Genomic DNA, 22,634 nt, shown 5'->3' on the forward strand with positions numbered 1-22,634 from the left:
ATCACTTGACCTCGCCTCCCCCGGCATTCCTACTTTCGGTTTTGTGGATGTGAGGATCTTGAAAAGCAGTTTCGCGGTGGTGGAGAGGCGGGCCGAGCACGCGGTCAAGTTCTTCTACTCCCACCTCTTCTGGCACAACCCGGGAATCCGCGACCTCTTCCCGGCCTCCTTCGAGGACATGGAGCGTCAGCGGGACCGCCTCTTCGCCGCGCTCACCCACGTGATCGCCCACCTCGACGACGAGAGCCTCGTCCCCTATCTACGCGACCTGGGGCGCGACCACCGCAAGTTCCTCGCCCGCCCCGAGCACTACGCGGCCGTCGGCTGCAGCCTCCTCGCCGCCCTCGCCGAGACCTCCGGAGAGGCCTGGGCCCCGCGGGTCGAGAAGGCCTGGGGCGAGGCCTACCAGGTGATCGCCGACGCGATGATCGCCGGCGCCGACGCGAGCGAGGACCCGCCGTGGTGGGACGCGGAGGTCGTGCGCCACCTCCAGTACGGGCCGGACATCGGCGTGCTGACGCTGCGGCCGCACGCCCCCTTCCCCTATCTCCCGGGCCAGTACACGAGCGTGAGCAGCGAGCGGGTCCCCACGACGTGGCGCACCTACTCCATCGGCAACGCCCCCCGCCCCGACGGCACCGTCGACCTCCACGTCAGCCGGATCGACCAGGGGCGCCTCAGCACCGCCCTGGTCCGCGAGACGCAGCCGGGCGACGTCCTGCGGCTCGGCGCCGCCGGCGGGCGGCTGACCTTCCGCCGCGCCGACCGCCCCGTCAGCTTCATCGCCGCCGGCACCGGCTGGGCGCCGATCCGGGCCATGCTGGAGGAACTGGCGGAACACCCTCCCGATCAGGACGTACGGCTCTTCGTGGTGGCGCGGGACGGCGCGCACCTCTACGACCGCCCCCTCATCGACGCGTACGCCGCCCGGTGCGGCTGGCTCGGCGTCACCTACATCACGCCCGCCCCCGGGCGGCACCGCAACCAGGCCACCGACCGGCTCGCGACGGCGCTCGGCAACCGCGGCATGTGGCCGGACCAGGACGTGTACCTCAGCGGCCCGCCGCAGTTCATCGAGGAGACCGTCCACCTCCTCCAGGAGCTGGGCGCCCGCCCCGGCCGCCTCTTCCACGACTCCGTACCCGCCGCCGGCAAGGGCCAGGGGCCCGGAGGCCGCCCGCTGGGCTTCGGCGAGTGGTTCCTGAACCGCCCGTCGCCGCACTGGCACAACCCCGCGGGCCGCGCGCCCCGGGACCACGGGACCGGCTGAACCCCGCCGGTCCTACTCGCCGACGCCCTCGGCGGCGCGGATCGCGTCCCGGTAGACGCGGGCCGCCGCGCGCAGTGCGGTCTCGGGGTCGGTCCCCGCCGCCTCGGCACGTGCCGCCAGTGCCAGCAGCTCGTACCCGATCCCCTCGCCGCGGGGCAGCTCCACGGCCACACCGCCCGCACGGACCCGGCCCGCGAGCTTGGCCGCGAGCGCCAGACCCGGCTGGCCCACCGGGATCCCGTCGGTGACCGACTCCCGCTGCTTCTCCACCGCCTTGGTGCGCTGCCAGTGCGCGTTCACGTCCTCCGGGGTCTCGGCCTCCGCGTCGCCGAAGACGTGCGGGTGGCGGCGGATCAGCTTCTCCACGAGGGTCGCGGCCACGTCGTCGATGGAGAAGGCCCCGGCGGCGTCCTCGCCGTCCTCGCCGTCCTCGGCATCGCCGCCGCCCTCCTCCGCGATCCGCGCGTGGAAGACCACCTGGAGCAGGACGTCGCCGAGCTCCTCGCGCAGCTCCTCCCGGTCCCCGTCCTCGATGGCCTCGACGAGCTCGTACGCCTCCTCGATCGCGTACTTGGCCAGGCCCTTGTGGGTCTGCCGCGAGGTCCACGGGCACTCGCGCCGGACCCGGTCCATCACCTGGACCAGGTCGAGCAGGCGCGCGCCGGGCAGGTCGTAGGAGCCGGGCAGCAGCTCCAGGTCGGGCATGGAGACGCGGCCGGAGCCGGCCAGCCGGGCCAGCCCGTCGGTGAGGCGCCGGTCGCCCTCCCCGCTCGGGAGCAGCACGACCGTACGGCCGCCCGCGCAGGCCTCGACCAGCTCGTGCGCGTCCGGGGTCCCGAAGGCGACCTCGATGCCCGCCTCCCGCAGGTACGGCAGCTGCGGGTGCCCGGGGTCGGCGCACAGCACCCGGTCCGCGGCGTGCAGGGTCTGCCACGCCGGCCAGGACAGCACGCCGGGGGCGACCCGGTGGCTGGTGGTCAGCAGGACGATGCGGCCCGTGGGCTCGGCGGCGGTGGGCTCGGAGTGCTCGGTCACCCTCCGAACCTACCTCCGGCGGGGCGCCTCAGGCTCCGGCGGGTGCCTGCTCGGGCCGGGTCCGCTGGGTGATCCAGGGGGTCTCGCCGGCGCCGAGCCTGATCTGCCCGACGTCCCAGGAGCCGTAGCGCGGGTTGACCGCGATGTGCAGGTCGGTCGCGGCGGCCCGGGCGGGCTCCTCCAGCTTCCCCTGGCCGTACTTCGCGGTCAGCTTGGTCAGCAGGACCCGGTCCCGCAGGAAGCGGTCGACCTGGCCGGGGGCCATGGCGCCCTTCTGCAGGAGCAGCGCCTCGAACTGCTCGGTCCCCTTGTTCTCGTCCACGTACGCCGTGCGCTCGTCCTCGATCTCCTTGACGGAGGCGGAGACCCCGGCGGTTTCGGCCATCTTGTCGATGACGTGGCTCTGGAGCATCGAGTCGAGCTTCTGCCGCTCCAGGTTGGGGGTGCTCGCGATGAGCTCGGCGGCGGCCTGCCCGGTGCGGTTCTGCGCCGCGCGGACGTCGTTGACCTGGGCCTGGAGGGCGGAGGTGGTGATCCGTTCGCCGCCGACGACGGCCGCGGTGCCGGGCCGGGACTCGCCCGAGCAGGCGGACAGCAGGGGCGCCGCCAGGAGCAGGGCGGCGGATACGGAGAGCGCTGTGCGACGGTGCAAAGGAGCCTCCAGGGCCGGGAGATTGTGCGTCGGTGCACAAGGGCCGTGCGGTGATCGATGGTATGCAGTCAGGGTGGTCCGAGCCACCGGTTCGACCAACGATTCCCGAGGTGTCGGGGTGCGCGTTCATCTGGCGGCCATCCTTCGGTCCCCCGGTGGTGCCAGGGTCGGCCCACCATGTCGACACCGCACCGCTCACAGCACCGCTCGCCGCGCCGCCTGAGCCTGTCCGGCTCGGCGCTCGCCGCCCTGCTCACGGCGGTGGCCGTGTGCGCCGGGGACGCCGCCGCCCGCGTCTTCCCCTACGGATCGCGCCACCGCAGCATCAACGACCTCGGCAATCAGTTCGTGCCCTTCCACGCGCACCTGTGGGACCTCCTGCACGGCCGCGCGGAGGGCGGGCTGCTGTTCAACTGGCAGTCCGGGTACGGCACCAGCTTCCTGCCCGACCTGGGCACCTATCTGACGAGCCCGCTCTCCGTCCTCGTCGGGCTCTTCCCGCGCGCGGACATAGACCTCGCGGTGTACGTCGTCACCGTGCTGAAGATGGCGGTCGCGGCGGCGGCGATGGCCTGGCTGCTGCGCACCCAGCGCCGCGGGCCGTGGTGGGCGGCGGGGCTGCTCGGGGCCTCGTACGCGCTGTGCGGCTGGTCGGTGATCGAGGCCTCCTACAACCCCATGTGGCTGGACGGGCTGATCGCCTTCCCCCTGCTGTGCCTGACCGGCGAATGGGCCCTGCGCGGGCGCCGGCTCCTGCTCGCGCCACTGGTCGTCGCCGTCTGCTGGACGGCGAACTTCTACACCGCGTACATGGCGACGCTCGGTGCGGCGCTGGTGCTGGTGGTACGGGTGGTGCTGACCCGGGAGGGCCTGCGGACCCGGGCGGCCTTGATCGCGCGGGCGGCCGGGACGACCCTGCTGGGGATCGTGCTCGCGGCGCCGGTGCTCGTTCCCCTCTTCCTCAGCTCGGGCCGGGCCTACCCCGGGTGGGTCAAGGAGTTCCGGCCGGTGTCCTGGGCCGACCTCTTCGCGCGGCTGATGCCCGCGACGTACTCCTTCTCCTCCCCCGCCGTCTTCGTGGGCACCGGGACCCTGCTGCTGGTGGCCGCGCTGCCCTTCCACCGGGCGGTACCGGTACGCACCCGGCTGTGGTGGGCGGGGCTGACGGCAGCCGTGGCGCTCTCGCTCCAGTGGGCCCCGACCCACCTGGCCTGGCACCTCTTCGCGACCCCGAACGGAAGCCCGTACCGGCAGACCTTCGTGCTCGCCGGGATCGCCGTGATCGCCGCCTGGACCGGGCTGGCGGCGGGCCCGCCCCGGCTGCCGGCGCTGGCGGCGGGCGCGGGCCTGCTCGCGGCCGCCGTGCTGTGGGCGCGCGGGAGCACGCTCGGGACGGACTGGGGGTACGCGCTGTTCGCGGGCGGGCTCGCACTGGCGGGCGCCGCCTGGTGGGCGCTGCGCCACCGCCGGCTGGCACTCCCCGCGGCCGGGCTGCTGGCCGTGGTCCTGCTGGCCCAGGCGGCCGCGACGACCGCCTACGGTCACAAGGGAAAGCTGGGCGGGCTCGACGACTACCCGTCCTGGGGGGCGGCCCACACCGCGCGCGCCGAGGCCCTGGCCGGCGCCGAGGGCTGGCCGGCGTACCGCACCGACCCGAGCCGGCCCGCCCTGTCGGGCAACGACCCGATGCTGCTGGGCGGGGAGGGCGGCTCGTACTACAGCAGCCACACCCCGGAGGTGTTCACGCACACGATGGTCGCCCTCGGTGCCGGCTGGACCTCGCGCGGGCGCAACGTCCAGAGCATCGACAACCCGGTGACGGACGCCCTCTTCGCGGTCGGCGCGCGCCTGCAGCCCGACGGCACGGTCCGCCGCGCCGAGGTCCCCCCGCTGGTGACGACCCGCCCGCCCGGAGCACCCCTCTCCTACGGCGACTCCCCCTTCGCCAACCAGGAACTGCTGCTGGGCGCCCGGGTGTACGAGGACCCGCTCGCGCCCGGGGTCTGCCGCGCGGGCACGGAGGCCTACCTGTGGGCCCCGGAGTACAACGCGACGGCCCGCCTCGCGGACGGGCCCGCCTTCCGCCTGAACGGCAACGCCCCCCGCAACCGGGCCGCCCTGCAGCCGATGGGCGCCTCCCACGGGGCCACCTCGGCCCTGGTCTTCGACGCGGCCCCGCCCCCGCGGTGGACCCTGTCCTGCCTGGACCGCGCCCGCCTCGACACCGCGGTGGCCGGCCTGCGCGCCACTGCGGCGACCTCCCTGCGCGTCGGCTCCTCGCAGATCCGGGCCGAGCTGCCCGCGGGGGCCACGGGCACGGCGGTCCTCTCCGTCCCCGCGATCGCCGGCTGGACCTGCAACGGCCGCCCGGCCGCGGCCCATCTGGGACTGGTCGCCCTGCCCCTGGACGGCCGCACCACCACGCTCAGCTGCTCGTTCCGCCCGCCGGGGCTGCTCCCGGGCGCCGCGGCGGCGGGGCTGGCCCTGGTCGTCCTGGCGGGCCTGGCGATCGGGCGGCGTCAGCGCACCTGACCCAGCCAGTGCAGGGTCCGGCGGATCTCGGCGGGGAAGGGGTGCGCCGGGCCGTGCAGGCGGTCCGCGTCGAACAGCAGCCGGGCCAGGGTCTCGTGGGCCGCCTGCCGGTCGCCGAGGGAGAGCAGCAGGTGGGCGATCCGGCGGCGGACCTCCAGGGGCAGGCCCGGGTCCGGGTTGGCGTAGTGGTTCTCGAAGAGCGGGAGCAGCGAGCGGTACTCCGCCAGGGCGGCGGCCGGTTCGCCGAGCTGCTCCAGGCACTGGGCCGCGTCGTAGCGGAAGCGCAGGGACTGCGGGTCGCCGGCCGGGAACTCGTCGGCGAGGCGGCGCAGTTCCGGCAGGGCGCGGCGGTACTGGCCGTCGTCCATCAGCGTGGCGGCGTACTGCTTGCGCAGGGAGCGGACCACCGGGGAGTGCTCCCCGTGCTCGGCGGCCGCCGCCGGGAGGATGCCGCCGAGGATGTCCCCGGCCTGGGTGAGCCGCCCCTGGTCCAGCAGCTTGCGCGCCTCGTCCACGGCGCCGGGGATGTCGGGCCGGGCGGGCGTCGGGACCGGGGTGGGCGGTGAGGTCGGCTGCGGCGGGATCACCGTGGCCCGGTCCGGCCAGGGGGCGTGCGGACGCAGGAACGGGCGGGTCGGGTCGAGCGGGCCGGCGGGGGCCCGGCTGCCGCTGGCGGGCAGCAGCGGGGCGAGCGCCTCGTACACGGCCTGCGCGGAACCGGGGCGGTCCTGCGGGTCCTTGGCGAGCAGGCGCATCAGCAGCGCCTCCAGCTCCTGCGGGATCTCCGGGCGCTTCGGGCGGACCGGGGCCGGGGGCTCGTACAGGTGGCGGTGGAGCACGCCGAGGGCGGTCGATCCCGCGAAGGGGACGTTGCCGCTGAGGAGTTCGTAGAGCAGCACGCCCAGCGCGTACAGGTCGGTGTACGGGCCGACCGCGCCGCTCATGGCCTGCTCGGGCGCCATGTACGCGGGGCTGCCGATGGGTGTGCCGGTGCTGGTGAGGCGGGTGGTGTCGGTGTCCATCACCGAGGCCACACCGAGGTCCAGGACGAGCACGGTGCCGTCCGGGCGGATCATCACGTTGCGGGGCTTCAGGTCGCGGTGCACGATCGGCACCGCGTGCACCGCGGAGAGCACCGAGCACAGCTGCGCGACGACGGCGACCGCCCACTGCCAGGGGTAGGGGCCGTGCTCGGCGAGGTGGTCGGCGAGGTCGGTGCCCTCGACGTAGCCCATGACGAGGAACAGTTCGTCGCCGTCGCTGCCGGCGTCGTGCACGGTGACCAGGCCGGGGTGGTCGACCTGCGCGGTCACCCGGCACTCGCGCACGAAGCGGCGGCGCAGCTCCTCGGCGACGGTGCCGGGGCCGGCGACCTTGTCGGGGCGCAGCAGCTTGACGGCGACCCGGCGGTCCAGGCGCTTGTCGTACGCGGTCCAGACCTGGCCCATGCCGCCCTGTCCCAGGATGGAGGCCAGCTGGTAGCGGTCTCCGATGAGCCGGTCGGTCACTGATTCGGGTCCTGGATCGCGGTCTGGTTCGGGTCCTGGTAGGGGCCGCCGGGCGGCGGGGTCTGCTTGCGCAGCAGCTCGCTGAGCTCGTCGAGTTCGGCGCGGACCTGCCCGATGCGCGGCGGCGGGGTCGGCTGCGGGGGCACCTGCGGCGGGACCGGCGCGGCACCGGGCTGCCGGGGCACGGGCGTCTGGGCGTGCGGGTACCCGTAGGCGGGCGAGGCCTGCTGCGGGTGGTAGGGCGCGGCCGGGTAGCCGTAGGCGGGCAGCGCCGCCCTCCGGGCCTCGTGGTGCTTGATGTCGGCGACGAGGAAGTACACGCAGATCGCGAGGCCGGTGAAGATCGAGCCACCGGCCCCGAGGTTGCCCTGCCAGCCGTTGACGTCGGGCGTGGGGTCGAGCTGGATCAGCGTCATCCACAGGACGGCGAGCGCACCGCTGACCACCAGCAGCACCCAGTCACGGGACTTGCGGGTGACCAGGGCGAGCCGCAGCATCGAGCCCCAGGCCAGGAAGCCGCAGCTCAGGATGGGCAGCAGCATGAACACCACGCGCAGTGCCACCACGCCCCCGTCGGTGGACTGGGGGGCGTGCTGCGGCGGAAGGCCGGGGCCGTGCATCGCTGCTCCTGACGGGCCGTGCGGAAGAAGTTTCGGGTCTGAGGGTATACAGCGTTCCCGGCCATGAGTGAGGGGATGCGCGCAACCGTTGCACGCTCGCTGCACGGCGGTTCACCCGCGCCCGGAACGCCCCCTGAAGGGCGGTTCGCCCGGGATGCGCACGGCGGTGCGGCGGGCCGGGCGTCCGTATCGCGGACGCCCGGCCGCCGCGGCCGTCAGGAGCCGAGGATGGTGGTGAGGAACTCGCCCGTCCAGGCCAGCAGTTCCCGGCCGACCACCGGCTTGCCGCCGATCTTGCCCGCCTTCGGGCGCGGGACCAGCACCTGCGAGGTGGCGGGCTTGAGCACCGTTCCCGGGTAGAGGCGCTTGAGGCGCAGCTCCTGCGACTCGCGCAGCTCCACCGGGCCGAAGCGGATGTTGTTGCCCTGGAGGGTGATGTCCCCGACCCCGCAGGCCCGGGCGAGCATCCGCAGCCCGGCCACCAGCAGCAGGTTCTCCACCGGCTCGGGCAGCTTGCCGTAGCGGTCGGTGAGCTCCTCCCGAACGGCCTTGATGTCCGCCTCGGAGTTCGCCGACGCGATGGACCGGTACGCCTGCAGGCGCAGCCGCTCGCCGGGCGCGTAGTCGTGCGGGACGTGCGCGTCGACCGGAAGCTCGATCTTGACCTCCAGCGGCGGCTCCTCCTCCACCCCGCCCTCGACGGCGGCCCGGTAGTCGGCGACGGCCTCGCCGACCATGCGGATGTAGAGGTCGAAGCCGACGCCGGCGATGTGACCGGACTGCTCGCCGCCGAGGAGGTTGCCCGCACCGCGGATCTCCAGGTCCTTCATGGCCACGTACATGCCCGCGCCCATCTCGGTGTGCTGGGCGATGGTGGCCAGGCGCTCGTGCGCGGTCTCCGTGAGCGGCTTCTCCGGCGGGTAGAGGAAGTACGCGTAACCGCGCTCGCGGCCACGGCCGACCCGGCCGCGCAGCTGGTGCAGCTGGGACAGGCCGAAGTTGTCGCCGCGCTCCACGATCAGCGTGTTCGCGTTGGAGATGTCGATGCCGGACTCGACGATCGTCGTCGAGACGAGGACGTCGAACTTCTTCTCCCAGAAGTCGACGACGACCTGCTCCAGGGCCTGCTCCGACATCTGGCCGTGCGCCGTCGCGATCCGCGCCTCGGGCACGATCTCGCGCAGCTTGGCGGCCGCCCGGTCGATGGACTCGACCCGGTTGTGGATGTAGAAGCACTGGCCCTCGCGCAGCAGTTCACGGCGGATGGCCGCGCCGATCTGCTTCTCCTCGTACGGGCCGACGAAGGTGAGCACCGGGTGCCGCTCCTCCGGCGGGGTGGTGATCGTCGACATCTCGCGGATGCCCGTCACCGCCATCTCCAGGGTGCGCGGGATCGGCGTCGCGGACATGGTGAGCACGTCGACGTTGGCGCGGAGCTTCTTCAGCTGCTCCTTGTGCTCCACACCGAAGCGCTGCTCCTCGTCGACGATGACCAGGCCCAGGTCCTTGAACTTCGTCTCCTGCGAGAAGAGGCGGTGGGTGCCGATCACGATGTCGACCGAGCCCTCCTTCAGCCCCTCCAGGGTGGCCTTGGACTCCGTTTCGCTCTGGAAGCGGGACAGCGCCTTCACCTTGACGGGGAACTGCGCGTACCGCTCGGAGAAGGTGCCGAAGTGCTGCTGCACGAGCAGCGTGGTCGGCACGAGGACGGCGACCTGCTTGCCGTCCTGGACGGCCTTGAAGGCCGCCCGGACCGCGATCTCGGTCTTGCCGTAGCCGACGTCGCCGCAGATCAGCCGGTCCATGGGGACGGACTTCTCCATGTCCTCCTTGACCTCGGCGATGGTGGTGAGCTGGTCGGGCGTCTCCGCGTACGGGAAGGCGTCCTCCAGCTCGCGCTGCCAGGGGGTGTCCGGGCCGAAGGTGTGGCCGGGGGCAGCCATGCGGGCGCTGTAGAGCTTGATGAGGTCGGCGGCGATCTCCTTGACGGCCTTCTTCGCGCGCGCCTTCGTCTTGGTCCAGTCGGCGCCGCCGAGCCGGTGCAGGGTCGGGGCCTCGCCGCCGACGTACTTGGTGACCTGCTCCAGCTGGTCGGTGGGGATGTAGAGGCGGTCGCCGGGCTGGCCGCGCTTGGCCGGCGCGTACTCCACCAGCAGGTACTCGCGGGTGGCGCCCTGCACGGTCCGCTGGACCATCTCGACGTAGCGGCCCACGCCGTGCTGCTCGTGGACGATGTAGTCGCCGGCCTCCAGGGTCAGCGGGTCGATCGTCTTGCGGCGCCGGGTGGGCATCCGGCCCAGGTCCTTGGTGGCGGTGCGCTGCCCGGTCAGGTCCGTCTCGGTGAGGACGGCGATCTTCAGGGCCGGGTCGACGAAGCCGGTGTCGACCGAGCCGCAGGCGACGTGGACGATCGACGGCTCCAGGGTGCGGAGCTCGGCCTCCAGCCGGGCCGGGATGCCCTCGCCGCCGAGCACCTCGACGGTACGGGCGGCCGGGCCGTGGCCCTCGGTGAGGTAGACGGTGTGCCAGCCGTCGGCGATCCAGCCCTTGGTGTCGGCCAGCGCCCGGGCGGTGTCGCCGCGGTAGGCCTCCGGCGCGTGCATGCCGAGCTTCAGAGTGTCGCCGCCCACCGTCTCGTCGGCGGCGAAGGGGGAGACCGACCACCACATCATGTTCAGCTCGCGGGCGCGGTCGCGGACGTCCGCGATCCCGCGCAGCGAGGCCGCGCCGACGTCGATGGGGGCCTCGCCGCCGCCCGCCGTGGCCGCCCAGGAGGCCATCAGGAACTCCTGGCTCGTCGCGACCAGGTCGGCGGCCCGGGTGCGCACCCGCTCGGGGTCGCAGACCACGGCCATCGACCCGGCGGGCAGGACGTCGATCAGCAGCTCCATGTCGTCGACGAGGACCGGGGCCAGGGACTCCATGCCCTCGACCACGATCCCCTCGGCGATCTTGTTCAGCAGCTCGCCGAGCTCGGGATGGGCCTCGGCGAGGGCCGCGGCCCGCTCCCGTACGGCGTCGGTCAGCAGCAGCTCGCGGCAGGGCGGGGCCCACAGCCCGTGCTCGGCGACCTCCAGGGAGCGCTGGTCGGCGACCTTGAAGTAACGGATCTCCTCGACCTCGTCGCCCCAGAACTCGATGCGCAGCGGGTGTTCCTCGGTGGGCGGGAACACGTCGAGGATGCCGCCGCGCACGGCGAACTCCCCGCGCTTCTCGACGAGCTCGACGCGCCCGTACGCGGCAGCGGCCAGCGCCGCCGTGATCTCCCCGAGGTCGGCGCTCGCGCCCTGGCGCAGGCTGACCGGCACCAGGTCCCCGAGCCCCTTGACCTGCGGCTGGAGCACGGACCGGATGGGGGCGACGAGCACGCTCACCGGCCCCGCGGCCGGGTCGTCCTTGCTCGGGTGCACGAGCCGGCGCAGTACGGCGAGCCGACGGCCCATGGTGTCGCTGCGCGGGCTGAGCCGCTCGTGCGGGAGGGTCTCCCAGGACGGGTAGTCGACCACCTCGTCGGGCGGCAGCAGGGAGCGCAGCGCGGCGGCCAGGTCCTCGGCCTCGCGCCCGGTGGCGGTGACCGCGAGCACCGTCCGCTCGGTGCGACGGGCCAGCGCGGCGATCGCGAAGGGCCGCGCGGCGGCGGGGCCGACCAGGTCCACGTGCATGCGGTTGCCGTCCCCGGCCGCGGTGACCGCCTCGGCGAGGGCGGGATCCCGGGTGACGGCGTCGAGCAGTCCGTGCAGGCTCATGAAGGAGGCTTTCCGTCCGGTGAAGGGGCAACGCGAAGGGCCCGACACGTCGCACGGGCCGGGGGTTCCCACCCTACGACGCGCCCCGCCGCCACGCGCGGGGGATTCAGGTCGCCCGTGCGGGTGACGGGTCCGGTGCCCGGAAGGGCCCGGATCGGAGGGCCCGCAGGAGCAACCGGAGGCGTGTTCGCACCCCTCTACGATGTCGAGGTACTGACGTCCGAGCTCGCCGAGGGGGCACGAAGGCCGTGACGAGCGATGCCATAGTCCGGCCGGAAGCCGCGGCGGATCCGGCGCGTCCGGACCCGGTGCAGGCGAAACCGGCGCAGGCCGGACCGGTCCGGGCGAAGCCGGCCGGGGGCCGGTGGGCCGGACCGTACGCGGTCGCCGGCGGCCTGTTCCTCGTGTACCTCGTCCTCTCCGTCGGGCGGTTCCGGCGGATGGACTGGGCCTCGTGGGACCTGGGCATCTTCGAGCAGGCGATCCGCGCGTACGCGCACCTGCAGGAGCCCGTCGCCGACCTGAAGGGGCCGGGGGCCAACATCCTCGGCGACCACTTCAGCCCGATCATCGCGCTCGCCGCCCCCGTCTACCGGCTCTTCCCCGGCCCGCTCACCCTGCTCGTGGTGCAGGCCGCGCTGTTCGCTCTCTCCGCCGTCCCCGTCACCAGGGCGGCCGGACGGCTCCTGGGCCGGGCCCGCGGGGCCGCGATCGGCATCGCGTACGGGCTGTCCTGGGGCGTCCAGCGGGCGGTGGAGTTCGACTTCCACGAGATCGCCTTCGCCATGCCCCTGCTGGCCTTCTCCCTCGAGGCGGTGCTCGCCCGGCGCTGGCGGGCCGCTCTGCTGTGGGCGCTTCCGCTGGTCCTCGTCAAGGAGGACCTCGGCTTCACGCTCGCCGCCCTGGCCGTGGTCGTGGCCTGGCGGGCATGGACCACCGACCGCCGGACCGCGTGGACCGCGCTCGGCGTCGCCGCCTTCGGCGCCGTCTTCGCCGTCCTCGTGTTCACCGTCTTCATACCGGCCTTCGCCACCGAGGGCTACGGCTACTGGCACAAGATCGACGGCGGCGGCCCGTTCGCCGGAACCGGCACCAAGCTCGCCACCCTGGGGTGGGTGCTGATCCCCACCACCGGACTGCTCGCCCTGCGCTCGCCGCTGCTGCTGGTCGCCGCGCCCACCCTCGGGTGGCGGTTCCTGTCCGGGGACGACCACTACTGGTCCACCGACTGGCACTACAGCGCCGTGCTCATGCCCGTCGTCTCCCTCGCCCTCGTCGACGCCATCGACACGTTCCGGCGCAGCGAGCGGCCCCGGCTGCGCGCGTACTCCCTCCAGCTGCCCACCGCCGTCCTCGCCGCCGGCCTCGCCCTGGCCGCGACGGCCATGCCCACCGCGAAGCTCGCGGAGGCGCGTACGTACGAGAAGCCGGACCGGGTCACCGCCATCGAGCGGCTCCTCGCCCGGATCCCCGACGGGGCCACCGTGGAGGCCGACACCACGCCGCTGACCCGGCTGACCTCCCGCTGCCGGGTCCTGTGGATCGGCGGCAGCAAGGGCGTGGTCCCCGACTGGATCACCATCGACAACTCCTCCAAGTGGGCCGGTGACCCGGTCGTCTACGCCGGCCAGCTGCACCCCGGTGAGCGGTACACCCTGGTGGGCGAGGCCGCCGGGATCGTCCTCCTGCAGCGCGGCTGACCGGCGGCCGGCACGCGGACGAGGGGCGGACGAAAAGGCGCCGGCCCGGAACCGAAGGTCCCGGGCCGGCGCCCTCCCCCGAACGACCGCGCAGCGGTTACTCGCTCGCGATCGCGTTCAGAACGTTCATCCGCCCTGCCCGGAAGGCCGGGACCAGTGCGGCGAACAGGCCCACGAAGGCCGAGGCGGCGAACACCCCGATGATCGTCGGCCACGGGATCTCCAGGACCTTCAGGCCCTCGAGCGCCAGCAGCTGCTGTGCGCTGGCTCCCCAGCCCATGCCCAGCCCGAGGCCGAGCAGGGCGCCGAAGAGGGCGATGACCACCGACTCCAGGCGGATCATGCGGCGCAGCTGGCGGCGGGAGAGGCCGATGGCGCGCATCAGGCCGATCTCGCGGGTCCGCTCGACCACCGACAGGGCCAGGGTGTTCACGACGCCCAGGACCGCGACGATGATGGCGAGGCCGAGGAGCCCGTAGACCATGTTGAGCAGCTGGCCGACCTGGTCCTTGAGGGACTGCTTGTAGTCGGCCTGGTTGCGCACCGCGTACTGCGGGTACTCCGCCATCGCCGCCTTGACCGCCTTGTACGCGGCGGCGTCGGACTGCCCGTCCTTCGCGCTGGCCAGCAGCATGAAGGGCAGCGGCAGCCGGTCGGCCGGGACGTTGGCCCGGGCGACGTCGGTGCTGATGTACTTCATGGTCTTGTCGATGTTGCCGCCGTCGCTGGTGATCGCCGCGACCTTCAGCTTGACGGTGTTGCCGCCGGTGAAGGCGACCGTCAGCTCGTCGCCGAGCTTGATGTTGTGCTTGGTCGCGTACTCCGAGCCCACCGACATGGAGTCCTTGTTGTACGCCGCCGCGTGCTCGCCGGCGACCATCTTGCGCCGGATGTCCTTGGCGTACGTCGGGTCGTTGGCGCCGAGGCCCTCCTCCTCGGTGCTCCCGTCGGGGGCGGTGATCTTGGCCGGCACCTCGCGGTAGGCGGTGACGTGGTCCAGGCCCGCGGTGGCGCGCAGCGCCTGCTCGGCCTGCGGCAGCATGGGCTGCCCGGTCTCGGAGTTGATGATGTAGTCCGCGCCGACGGACTTGTCGAGCTCGTCGGTGGCGGAGGCCACCATCGAGGAGCCGACCACCGACAGGCAGGCGACCAGCGCGAGGCCGATCATCAGCGCGGCGGCGGTGGCGCCGGTGCGGCGCGGGTTGCGCAGGGCGTTGCGCTCGGCGAGCCGGCCCACCGACCCGAAGGGCCGCAGGACCACTCCGGAGAGCACCCGCACCACGCCCGCGGCGAGCAGCGGGCCGATCACGATGAAGCCGATGAGGCTGAAGAGGACGCCCAGGCCCAGCCACAGCGATCCGGTGCCGGCCTTGTCGGCGGCGGCGGCGAGGAAGAGCCCCGCGGCGCCGATGCCGGTGAGGACCAGGCCGAGGGCGGCACGGATGCGGCCGGCCTTCTTGTCGCCCGGGGTGCCGGACTCGCGCAGCGCGGCCATCGGGGAGACCTTGCCGGCGCGGCGGGCCGGGACGAAGGCGGAGACGACCGTGACGAGGACACCGAGGACGATGCCGACGACCGGGGTGGTCCAGGCGACGGTCAGGTCGTCGGTGGACAGGTGCATGCCCATCTGGCCCATGATCTTCATCAGTCCGACGGCCAGGCCCACGCCCGCGCCGACACCGAGGACCGAGCCGACGACGCCGAGCAGGAAGGCCTCGACGACCACGGACTTGAGGACCTGTCCGCTGTCGGCGCCGATGGCCCGCATCAGGCCGATCTCGCGGGTGCGCTGGGCGACCAGCATGGAGAAGGTGTTGAAGATCAGGAAGATGCCGACGAGGAAGGCGATGCCGGCGAAGCCGAGCATCACGTACTTCATGACGTTCAGGAAGGAGCCGACGTCCTTGCGGTTGGCGTCCGCGGCTTCCTTGGCGGTCTGCAGCTTGTACGTGTCCGCGCCGACGGCGGTGGCGATGTTCTGCTTGAGCTGCTCGTCGCTCACGCCGTCCTTGGCGGTGACGTTGACGTGCGTGAAGGAGCCGGCGGAGCCGAGCAGGGCCTGCTGCGAGGTGGCCGTGTCGAAGTAGACGACGGCCGCACCCGGGTTGGTCACGGTGAAGGTGGCGATGCCGGTGATCTTGGCGCGGATGTCGCCGGTGACGGCGATGGTGCGCAGCTCGTCACCGATGCCCAGTCCGTGCTTCTCCGCGGTGTCGGCGTCGACCATCATCTCGGTGGGGCCGCGCGGGGCCTGACCCGAGGTGATCTTCATGGACTTGAGCTCGTTGTCGCTCCAGTTGCCCGCGATGGTCGGGGCACCGGTGGTCGAGCCCATGTTCTCGTTCTTGCTGTTGACCACGGTGACGGACATCGAGACGACGCCGCCCTCGGCGCTCTTGACACCCTCGGCCTTCTTGACCTGCTCGACGACCGAGCCCGCGAGCATCTCGGGCTTGCCGCGGTCCGGGGTCTCCTCCCCGTCCTTGGCCGCCTTCGGGCTGACGGTCACATCGGAGTTGGTGACGGCGAACAGCTTGTCGAAGGTGGTGTTCATGGTGTCGGTGAACACCAGGGTGCCGCAGACGAAGGCGACGGAGAGCAGGACCGCGATGGCGGAGAGCGCCATCCGCCCCTTGTGCGCGACGAAGTTGCGCCGCGAGGTCTTCAGGACGGTGTTGCTCATGAGGTCCGCCCGCGCGCGTCGAAGTCCTTCATGCGGTCCAGGACCTGGTCGGCGGTGGGCCCGTACATCTCGTCGACGATCCGGCCGTCGGCCAGGAAGATGACGCGGTCCGCGTACGAGGCGGCGACCGGGTCGTGGGTGACCATGACGATGGTCTGGCCGAGCTCGTCCACCGAACGGCGCAGGAAGCCGAGGACCTCGGCGCCGGCGCGGGAGTCCAGGTTTCCGGTCGGCTCGTCGCCGAAGATGATCTGCGGGCGGGCCGCGAGGGCGCGGGCGACCGCCACGCGCTGCTGCTGGCCGCCGGAGAGCTCGGTCGGGCGGTGCTTGAGCCGGCCGGCGAGGCCCACGGTCTCCACGACCCTGTTCAGCCACTCCGCGTCGGGCTTGCGGCCCGCGATGTCCATGGGGAGCGTGATGTTCTCCAGGGCGTTGAGCGTGGGCAGCAGGTTGAAGGCCTGGAAGATGAAGCCGATCCGGTCGCGGCGCAGCTGCGTGAGCTTCTTGTCCTTCAGCCCGGTGATCTCGGTGTCGTCCAGGTGGATCTGCCCGCTGGTCACCGTGTCGAGACCGGCGAGGCAGTGCATCAGCGTGGACTTGCCGGAGCCGGAGGGGCCCATGATCGCGGTGAACTGGCCGCGCATGATGTCCACGTCCACGTCGTCGAGGGCGACGACGCGCGTCTCCCCGGAGCCGTAGGCCTTGACGACCTTGCGCGCCCGGGCCGCGACGGCTGCATGCCCTCCAGTACCCCCGTGCCTGGTTTCGGTCATAGCCGTTGTCACGGTCTTTCTCCCTTTTCGCCTGTGTGCGTCTGCGTGCCGAGTACGTGCTGTGAAGTCTGCGGCGGGTGGGGGTCCGGGCACGCTGGTGCCCATCGCCGTATCCACCCGGGGGTTATCCCCACCCCCCACCTCCCCGGCCGTATGTTCCAGTTAAGGAGGCGCCGGGGTCCCTCACCTCCTCCGCCGGGAGGAACCGCCCCTGGCCCGTTGTGTGGAGGCACCCCTAGGGGATGTCCACCCTTCGGGGCAGAAGGCCTGGGGGATATCGCGGGACGCGGGGGCGGTGAGAAGGTGTTCCCCGCAGTTACGTGCAGGGGGAAGGAATCTCGGTGGCCGCAGCGGAGAGCACGGGCGGAGGCCAGGACGGCATACCCGAGGGGCGTCCGGACCACGTGCCGGGGGCTGCGGGGGCGGCCGTTTCGGCCACGGGCCCGGAGGCACCGGCCGGTGCGCGCGGCGCCGGTGCGACCACGGCGGCCGGTGCGGGCGGCGCCGGGGACGCCCGGAAGGCCGGGGGCCGGCCACCGGCCGCCGTGGTCGCCTCGCTGATGCTCGGCATGGCCCTCGTCGCCCTCGACAGCACCATCGTCGCCACCGCCGTCCCGCAGATCGTGGGCGACCTCGGCGGCTTCTCCGTCTTCTCCTGGCTCTTCTCCGGCTATCTGCTGGCCGTCACCGTCACCCTGCCCGTCTACGGAAAGCTGTCCGACACCTTCGGCCGCAAGCCCGTCCTCCTCTTCGGCATCGGCCTCTTCCTCGTCGGCTCGCTGCTGTGCGCCCTCGCCTGGAACATGGCCGCCCTGATCGCCTTCCGGATCGTCCAGGGCCTGGGCGGCGGCGCCCTCCAGGGAACGGTCCAGACCCTGGCCGCCGACCTCTACCCGCTGAAGGACCGCCCGAAGATCCAGGCCCGGATGTCCAGCGTCTGGGCCACCTCGGCCGTGGCCGGCCCGGCGCTCGGCGGGCTCCTCGCCTCGTACGCGCACTGGCGCTGGATCTTCCTGCTCAACCTGCCGCTGGCCGCCCTGGCCCTGTGGATGGTCGGCCGCCACCTGGTGGAGCCCGTACGGTCCCCCGGGCGCCGCGGTCCCGTCGACTGGGCGGGCGCCCTGGCCGTCTTCGCCTGCGGCGGGCTGCTGCTCTTCGCGCTCGTCCAGGGCGGGGTCGCCTGGCCGTGGCTGTCCGCGCCCTCGCTGGGGCTGCTGGGCGGGAGCGCGGTGCTGGCCGCTGTGGTGGTCGTGGTGGAACGCCGGGCCGAGGAACCGATTCTGCCGGGCTGGGTCTGGCGGCGGCGCACCATCGCCGCGGTCAACCTGGCCCTGGCCGCGCTCGGGCTGCTGATGGTCGCCCCGATGGTGTTCATGCCGACGTACGCCCAGTCCGTGCTCGGCCTCGGGCCCGTCGGCGCCGGGCTGGTGATGTCCGTGATGACCCTGAGCTGGCCCATCAGCGCCGCCCTCAGCCAGCACGTCTACCGGCGCATCGGCTTCCGGAACACCGCGGTCGTCGGGATCGGCCTCGCCGCGGTGATCCTCTACTCCTTCACCCTGCTGCCGCACCCCGCCCGGCCCTGGCAGCCCGCGCTGATCATGCTGCTGCTGGGCGCCGCCCTCGGCCTCTTCCAGCTCCCGCTGATCGTCGGGGTCCAGTCCACGGTGGGCTGGGCCGAGCGCGGGACCACCACGGCCTCGGTGCTCTTCTGCCGGCAGGTCGGCCAGAGCGTCGGCGCCGCCCTGCTCGCGGCCGTGGCCAACGCGACCATCGCCGCCCGCCTGGCCGGCGCCCCCGTGCCCGGGCTCCCGGACCACCTCGACGACGTGGCGAAGGCCTTGGAGCGGCCCGAGCTGCTCCAGCGGGCCGCCGCCGACTACCTGCGCGAGGCCGTCGCCGCCGCCGTGGAACACATCTTCCTCGGCGCGAGCGCGGCCGCCGTGGCCGCGCTGCTGATCCTGCTGCTGGTGGCGCCCCGCAGGTTCCCGGTCCTGCCGGAGCTGCGCGAGGAGTAGCACGGCGCGAGGGGCGGCAGCCGGAAAGCAGCAGGCACGTCGCGACTGCCGAGTCGCAACAGCCGGGCCGCCGCGCCGACTTGTCATGGCCCCGGCCAGTGGGAGACCCTCGTACGCAGCACCGTTATCCGGGGGGACGACATGGCATCCGCACTGTGCGCACTGCTGTTACTGGCCGCGCTGGCCGGCCCGATCGGCCTGCGGCTGCGCCGCAGCCCGGCCTTCGTCACCGGCCGCGACGGCCGGCTCTCCACTTCCACGGCGCTCGCCCTGGCCTGGACGGTGATCCTGGTCTGGCTGCTGCTCGCGATCCTCGCCTACGGGCTCACCGCGGGCGGCGGAGTCGCGTACTTCCGGGGCACCGACGGCCCCTTGTCCCAGCTGACCACGGTGTACCTGCCGCTGCTCGGCGGCCCGTACGTGGCGCTGATCGCGGCGAAGACGGTCGTCGGCCTGCGCGTGGAGAACGGCTCCCTGGCCAAGCCGGCCGCGAAGCCCACGGAGTCGGGGCGGCGGCCGCTGCGGGAGCTGATCGCGAACGACAGCGGGCGCACGGACCTCGTCGACCTCCAGTACGTCGCGCTCAGCGCGGTCACGATGCTGTACGTGGTGCTGTTCTTCCTCGCGGACGTGGGCGGCGGGCTCCCGCGGCTGCCCGCCGAGATGTGGGCCCTGACGGGCGCCCCGGCGGGGGCCTACCTGGTGAACAAGATGGCCGTCCGCGCCAACCCGGTGATCACCGACGTCTCCGTCGCCGACGGCCTGCTCACCGTCTCGGGCGGCGGCTTCGGCCCCGGCCCCGCGGGCGCCCCGGCCCAGGTGAGCGTGAACGGCGCCGCCGCCCCGGCCTTCCTCGACCCCGCGACGGGCACCCTGAGCGCCCCGCTCCCGCAGGGCACGGCCGCCCCGTTCGAGGTGACGGTCACCGCCCGGGGCCTGCGCAGCGACCCCTACCGCTACGAGTCCCCGGCGAAGCCCGCCGTCCCGGCGCAGCAGCCGCCGGCGGGCTGACCCGTACCCGACTCCCGGTGAAGCCGTCCTGGCGCGCACCCCGGCGGATGCGGCTCCAGCCCGCGGCCGAGCGCCGAGACCGAGGCGTGGGAGCGCCGGCAGTTCCGCCTCGGTGAGGAAACCGTCCTGGAGATCGACGACGCCGCGCTGCCGTGGCGGCCCCTCCGCACGAGGCTGCGCCGCGGCCTGCGCGGCCGCCTCGACGGCGTGCCGTTCACGGCGCGGGACGCGGGCGGGTCGCTGCCGCCCGGCCGCCGGGGCATCCGCTTCGCCCTCGACGACGGGGGCACCCCGTCGTGCACGGCGCACCCCTTCCCCCTGCGCCCCGTCCGGGAGACCGGCGGCGAGGAGGTCTTCTAGTCGCCCTTGTGGCGGGCGTAATAGCGGGCCACCCGGGCCCGGTTGCCGCAGACGGACGCCACGCACCAGCGGCGGCGGGGGTGCGCCGGAAGGAACAGCAGCACGCAGTCGTGCGCCTCGCACGCGCGGACCTGCCCCACCCGGGGGTCCGTCAGGAGGTCGGCCACCGCCTCGGCCAGTTCCGCCGCGAGCCGGGGGGCCGGGTCGGCCGGCCGGTGCGCGGGCGCGGTCGTGCCGCCCTCCTGCGTCCAGGCCAGCACCCGGTGGGACGGCGCCGCGGCCAGGGCCCCGTTCAGCGCGGCGAGCGCCCCGGCCGGGGGCCGCTCGCCGCGCCGGACCGCGGCGAGCGCCGGGCGCGCGGCCTCCCGAACGGCCCGTACGGCGGCCACTTCGGCCGGGCCCGCCGAGCCGACCGGGGTCAGCCGCCCGGCCTGCGCGTCCAGCCAGGCCGCGAGCCCCGCCGGGTCGGCGACGAGGTCGCCTTCGGCGGTAAGGGTGTTGAGGAGGTCGAGCGCGAGCAGCTCGCCGGTGAGCGGGAAGGTCACTGTCACTCGACTAATGCTACTGCAGCCACTTGACCCATTAGCGATCACCGGCAAGACTAATGGAAACGAAGCCGCAGGAGGCATGTGATGACCGCTCGCCGCACCATCCCGACCGTCCAGCACCGCACCGTCGACGTGGACGGAGTCCGCGTCGCCTACCGCGAGAGCGGCCCCGCCGACGGCCCCGTCCTGCTGCTCCTGCACGGCTTCCCCACCGCCTCGCACCAGTTCTCCCGCCTGATGGACGCCCTCGGCGACACCCCCCACCGCCTGATCGCCCCCGACTACCCCGGCTTCGGCCGGACCGAGACCCCAGCCGGATTCACGTACACCTTCGACCGGCTCGCCGACATCGTGGAAGGCTTCACCGACGCCCTCGGGCTCGACCGCTACGCCCTGTACGTCTTCGACTTCGGCGCCCCCGTCGGACTGCGGCTCGCCGCGCGCCGCCCGGAGCGCGTGACCGGCCTGATCGTCCAGAACGGCAACGCGTACGAGGAGGGCCTGTCCGACGCGGCCCGCGAGTTCGCCGGGCTCCGGCGCGAGGTCCCCGGCAACGAGGAGCGGATCCGCGGCCTCTTCACCCTGGAGGGCACCCGCTTCCAGTACGAGACCGGCGTCGCCGACACCGGCCTGATCTCCCCCGACAGCCTGACCCTCGACGTGCACCACCTCGGGCTGCCGGGCCGCGCCGACGCCCAGGCCGACCTCGCCTTCGACTACGCCTCGAACTTCGCCCACTACCCCGCCTGGCAGGCGTGGCTGCGGAGCGCGGGGGTGCCGGTGCTCGTCGTCTGGGGCGCGGGCGACCCCTTCTTCACCCCGGCGGGCGCCAAGGCCTACCTCCAGGACGCCCCTGACGCCGCCGTCCACATCTTCGAGGGCGCGGGCCACTTCGCCCTCGAAACCCACCTCCCGGAAATCGCCCCGCTGATCGAGGACTTCCTCACCGAACTGGCCACTTCCAGCCCCGCCGGCGTATGAGGCGCGAGGTCCGGGGCCGGCTCGGGCAACGGCGCCGCTGCGCGGAGCTGCTCCCCTCCCCGCCCTTTCTCCGTTCCCGGGGCTCCGCCCCGACCCCCGCTCCTCAATCGCCGGAGGGGCTCCATCTCAGCCCCGCCGACGCTTGAGGCGTGGGGGTCCCCCGGACGGGCTCCGCGGCGGAGCCCCGGTGTTTCAGCCACGCCGGCGTTTGGGGCGCGGGCGCGGGTCGGCCGCGCCTCAGCCCTCCGCAGGAGCCCGGCCCGTGAGCGCCGCCAGGCTGGAGCGGACGTGGTTCATGTGGGCCCGCATCTCCTCCTGGGCCTCCGCATGCTCCCGCAGGATCCGCTCCGTGTCCCGCCCCGCCCGCTCCTCCCGCACCCGCGCCGCCGCCACCAGCTCCGCAGCCCGCGCCTCCGCGTCCTCCTGCCCGTGCCGCGCCGACTCCTCCGCCTCCGCGAACCCCCGCCGGGCCTCCGCCAGGCGGGCCTCCGCATGCTGCTCCAGCTCGTCGTGGCGCGCCTCCAGCTCCGCCTCCTGCACCGCCAGGCTCCGCTCCGCCGCCTCCCACCGCTCCGCCTGCTCCTGCTCGCGCTCCGCCAGCTCCGCGTCCGCCCGCCGCCGCGTCTCCGCCAGCGCGGCCCCCGCATCCGCCCGCCACGCCGCCGCGTCCTCCCGCGCCTGCGCCCGTACGTCGTCCGCCTCGCGCTGCGCCCGCAGCAGACCCTGCCGGACCCGGACCTCCGTCTGCTCGCGCACCGCCTCCGCGTCGGCCCGGGCCAGATCCGCCGCCCGGTCGGCCCGCGCCTCGGCCGCGCCCAGCGTCGCGAACGCGTCGGCCCGCGCGTCCATCCGCAGGGTGTCCGCCTCCTCCTCCGCCAGCAGCAGGATCCGGCGGGCCCGCTCGCTCAGTTCGTCGTACGTCTGCGGGGCGAGCCCGGCCACCACCTCCCGCAGCCGGGCCGCCTCCGCCTCCATCTGCTTGGCCAGGACCGTCAGCCGTGCCACCCGCTCCCAGGCGTCATCGCGGCTCCCGGAGAGCCGGGCGAGATACCGGTCGACCTCTTCCATGCGGTAGCCGCGACCGCGCACGGTCGCAATGGGTGCACTCATCCTGGATGCGCCTCTCTCGCGGGGATTCCCGTCAAGGATGCGCCATTTGAACCCAGAAGCCGGAATGGCCGGGCCAAAGACCCCCTC

Annotated in this window: 16 protein-coding genes; 7 read left to right on the forward strand and 9 right to left on the reverse strand. The window is 73.6% G+C overall.

Annotation, left to right across the window (positions count from 1 at the left end; genetic code table 11):
- Positions 1-49 precede the first annotated feature (49 nt).
- Positions 50-1,270, forward strand: a complete 1,221-nt coding sequence (locus OG472_RS19285; protein WP_405830438.1) for a globin domain-containing protein — start codon at positions 50-52, stop codon at positions 1,268-1,270.
- A gap of 12 nt (positions 1,271-1,282) precedes the next feature.
- On the opposite strand, the gene OG472_RS19290 is transcribed toward OG472_RS19285, so the two are convergent.
- On the reverse strand, positions 1,283-2,305 hold the full coding sequence (locus OG472_RS19290; RefSeq protein WP_401608747.1) for a nucleoside triphosphate pyrophosphohydrolase: 1,023 nt from the start codon (positions 2,303-2,305) through the stop codon (positions 1,283-1,285).
- Between the two features lie 28 nt (positions 2,306-2,333).
- Positions 2,334-2,957, reverse strand: coding sequence for a SurA N-terminal domain-containing protein (locus OG472_RS19295; RefSeq protein ID WP_401608744.1), 624 nt, complete (start codon positions 2,955-2,957; stop codon positions 2,334-2,336).
- Between the two features lie 177 nt (positions 2,958-3,134).
- Here OG472_RS19295 and OG472_RS19300 point away from each other — a divergent pair, with 177 nt between their 5' ends.
- A complete protein-coding gene (locus tag OG472_RS19300; RefSeq protein WP_405830440.1) occupies positions 3,135-5,489 on the forward strand; it encodes a YfhO family protein in 2,355 nt (784 codons plus the stop codon).
- Here the strand turns inward: OG472_RS19300 and OG472_RS19305 are convergent.
- From OG472_RS19305 to mfd, 3 genes are all read right to left on the reverse strand, one after another.
- The gene (locus tag OG472_RS19305; RefSeq protein WP_401608740.1) at positions 5,477-6,997 is read right to left on the reverse strand and encodes a protein kinase domain-containing protein; all 1,521 of its coding nucleotides are present in this window, start codon (positions 6,995-6,997) and stop codon (positions 5,477-5,479) included. The two genes, OG472_RS19300 and OG472_RS19305, sit on opposite strands and share 13 nt — an antisense overlap.
- Positions 6,994-7,617, reverse strand: a complete 624-nt coding sequence (locus tag OG472_RS19310; RefSeq protein ID WP_401608737.1) for a hypothetical protein — start codon at positions 7,615-7,617, stop codon at positions 6,994-6,996. The genes OG472_RS19305 and OG472_RS19310 overlap by 4 nt, the downstream gene beginning before the upstream one ends.
- A gap of 215 nt (positions 7,618-7,832) precedes the next feature.
- Positions 7,833-11,363, reverse strand: a complete 3,531-nt coding sequence (gene mfd, locus OG472_RS19315) for a transcription-repair coupling factor (protein WP_405830442.1) — start codon at positions 11,361-11,363, stop codon at positions 7,833-7,835.
- 440 nt (positions 11,364-11,803) lie between these two features.
- Between mfd and OG472_RS19320 the strand changes: the two genes are divergently transcribed.
- A complete protein-coding gene (locus tag OG472_RS19320) occupies positions 11,804-13,063 on the forward strand; it encodes a DUF2079 domain-containing protein (protein ID WP_401608893.1) in 1,260 nt (419 codons plus the stop codon).
- Positions 13,064-13,160: 97 nt separating this feature from the next.
- Here OG472_RS19320 and OG472_RS19325 read toward each other — a convergent pair whose 3' ends face one another.
- Positions 13,161-15,746, reverse strand: coding sequence for an ABC transporter permease (locus OG472_RS19325; RefSeq protein ID WP_405830444.1), 2,586 nt, complete (start codon positions 15,744-15,746; stop codon positions 13,161-13,163).
- Positions 15,743-16,519 carry an ABC transporter ATP-binding protein gene (locus OG472_RS19330; protein WP_279399180.1) on the reverse strand — a complete coding sequence of 259 codons (777 nt, stop codon included), beginning with the start codon at positions 16,517-16,519 and terminating at the stop codon, positions 15,743-15,745. Before OG472_RS19330 ends, OG472_RS19325 begins: the two co-directional genes overlap by 4 nt.
- Before the next feature lie 560 nt (positions 16,520-17,079).
- Between OG472_RS19330 and OG472_RS19335 the strand changes: the two genes are divergently transcribed.
- From OG472_RS19335 to OG472_RS19345, 3 genes are all read left to right on the forward strand, one after another.
- Complete coding sequence (locus tag OG472_RS19335; RefSeq protein ID WP_401608891.1) at positions 17,080-18,537, forward strand: MFS transporter; 1,458 nt, start codon at positions 17,080-17,082, stop codon at positions 18,535-18,537.
- A 141-nt stretch (positions 18,538-18,678) separates the two neighbouring features.
- Positions 18,679-19,548, forward strand: a complete 870-nt coding sequence (locus OG472_RS19340; protein ID WP_405830445.1) for a hypothetical protein — start codon at positions 18,679-18,681, stop codon at positions 19,546-19,548.
- A gap of 207 nt (positions 19,549-19,755) precedes the next feature.
- Positions 19,756-19,908 carry a hypothetical protein gene (locus tag OG472_RS19345; protein WP_405941787.1) on the forward strand — a complete coding sequence of 51 codons (153 nt, stop codon included), beginning with the start codon at positions 19,756-19,758 and terminating at the stop codon, positions 19,906-19,908.
- Here OG472_RS19345 and OG472_RS19350 read toward each other — a convergent pair.
- Positions 19,905-20,459, reverse strand: a complete 555-nt coding sequence (locus OG472_RS19350) for a CGNR zinc finger domain-containing protein (protein ID WP_401608725.1) — start codon at positions 20,457-20,459, stop codon at positions 19,905-19,907. The genes OG472_RS19345 and OG472_RS19350 overlap by 4 nt on opposite strands.
- Before the next feature lie 81 nt (positions 20,460-20,540).
- Here OG472_RS19350 and OG472_RS19355 point away from each other — a divergent pair, with 81 nt between their 5' ends.
- Positions 20,541-21,437 carry an alpha/beta fold hydrolase gene (locus tag OG472_RS19355; RefSeq protein WP_401608723.1) on the forward strand — a complete coding sequence of 299 codons (897 nt, stop codon included), beginning with the start codon at positions 20,541-20,543 and terminating at the stop codon, positions 21,435-21,437.
- Positions 21,438-21,674: 237 nt separating this feature from the next.
- Here the strand turns inward: OG472_RS19355 and OG472_RS19360 are convergent, their stop codons facing one another.
- Positions 21,675-22,547: a cellulose-binding protein gene (locus tag OG472_RS19360; protein ID WP_401608721.1), complete on the reverse strand. Its 873-nt coding sequence runs from the start codon at positions 22,545-22,547 to the stop codon at positions 21,675-21,677.
- Positions 22,548-22,634: the final 87 nt, after the last annotated feature.

Source organism: Streptomyces sp. NBC_00207 (genome assembly GCF_045160965.1).
Taxonomy (GTDB): domain Bacteria; phylum Actinomycetota; class Actinomycetes; order Streptomycetales; family Streptomycetaceae; genus Streptomyces.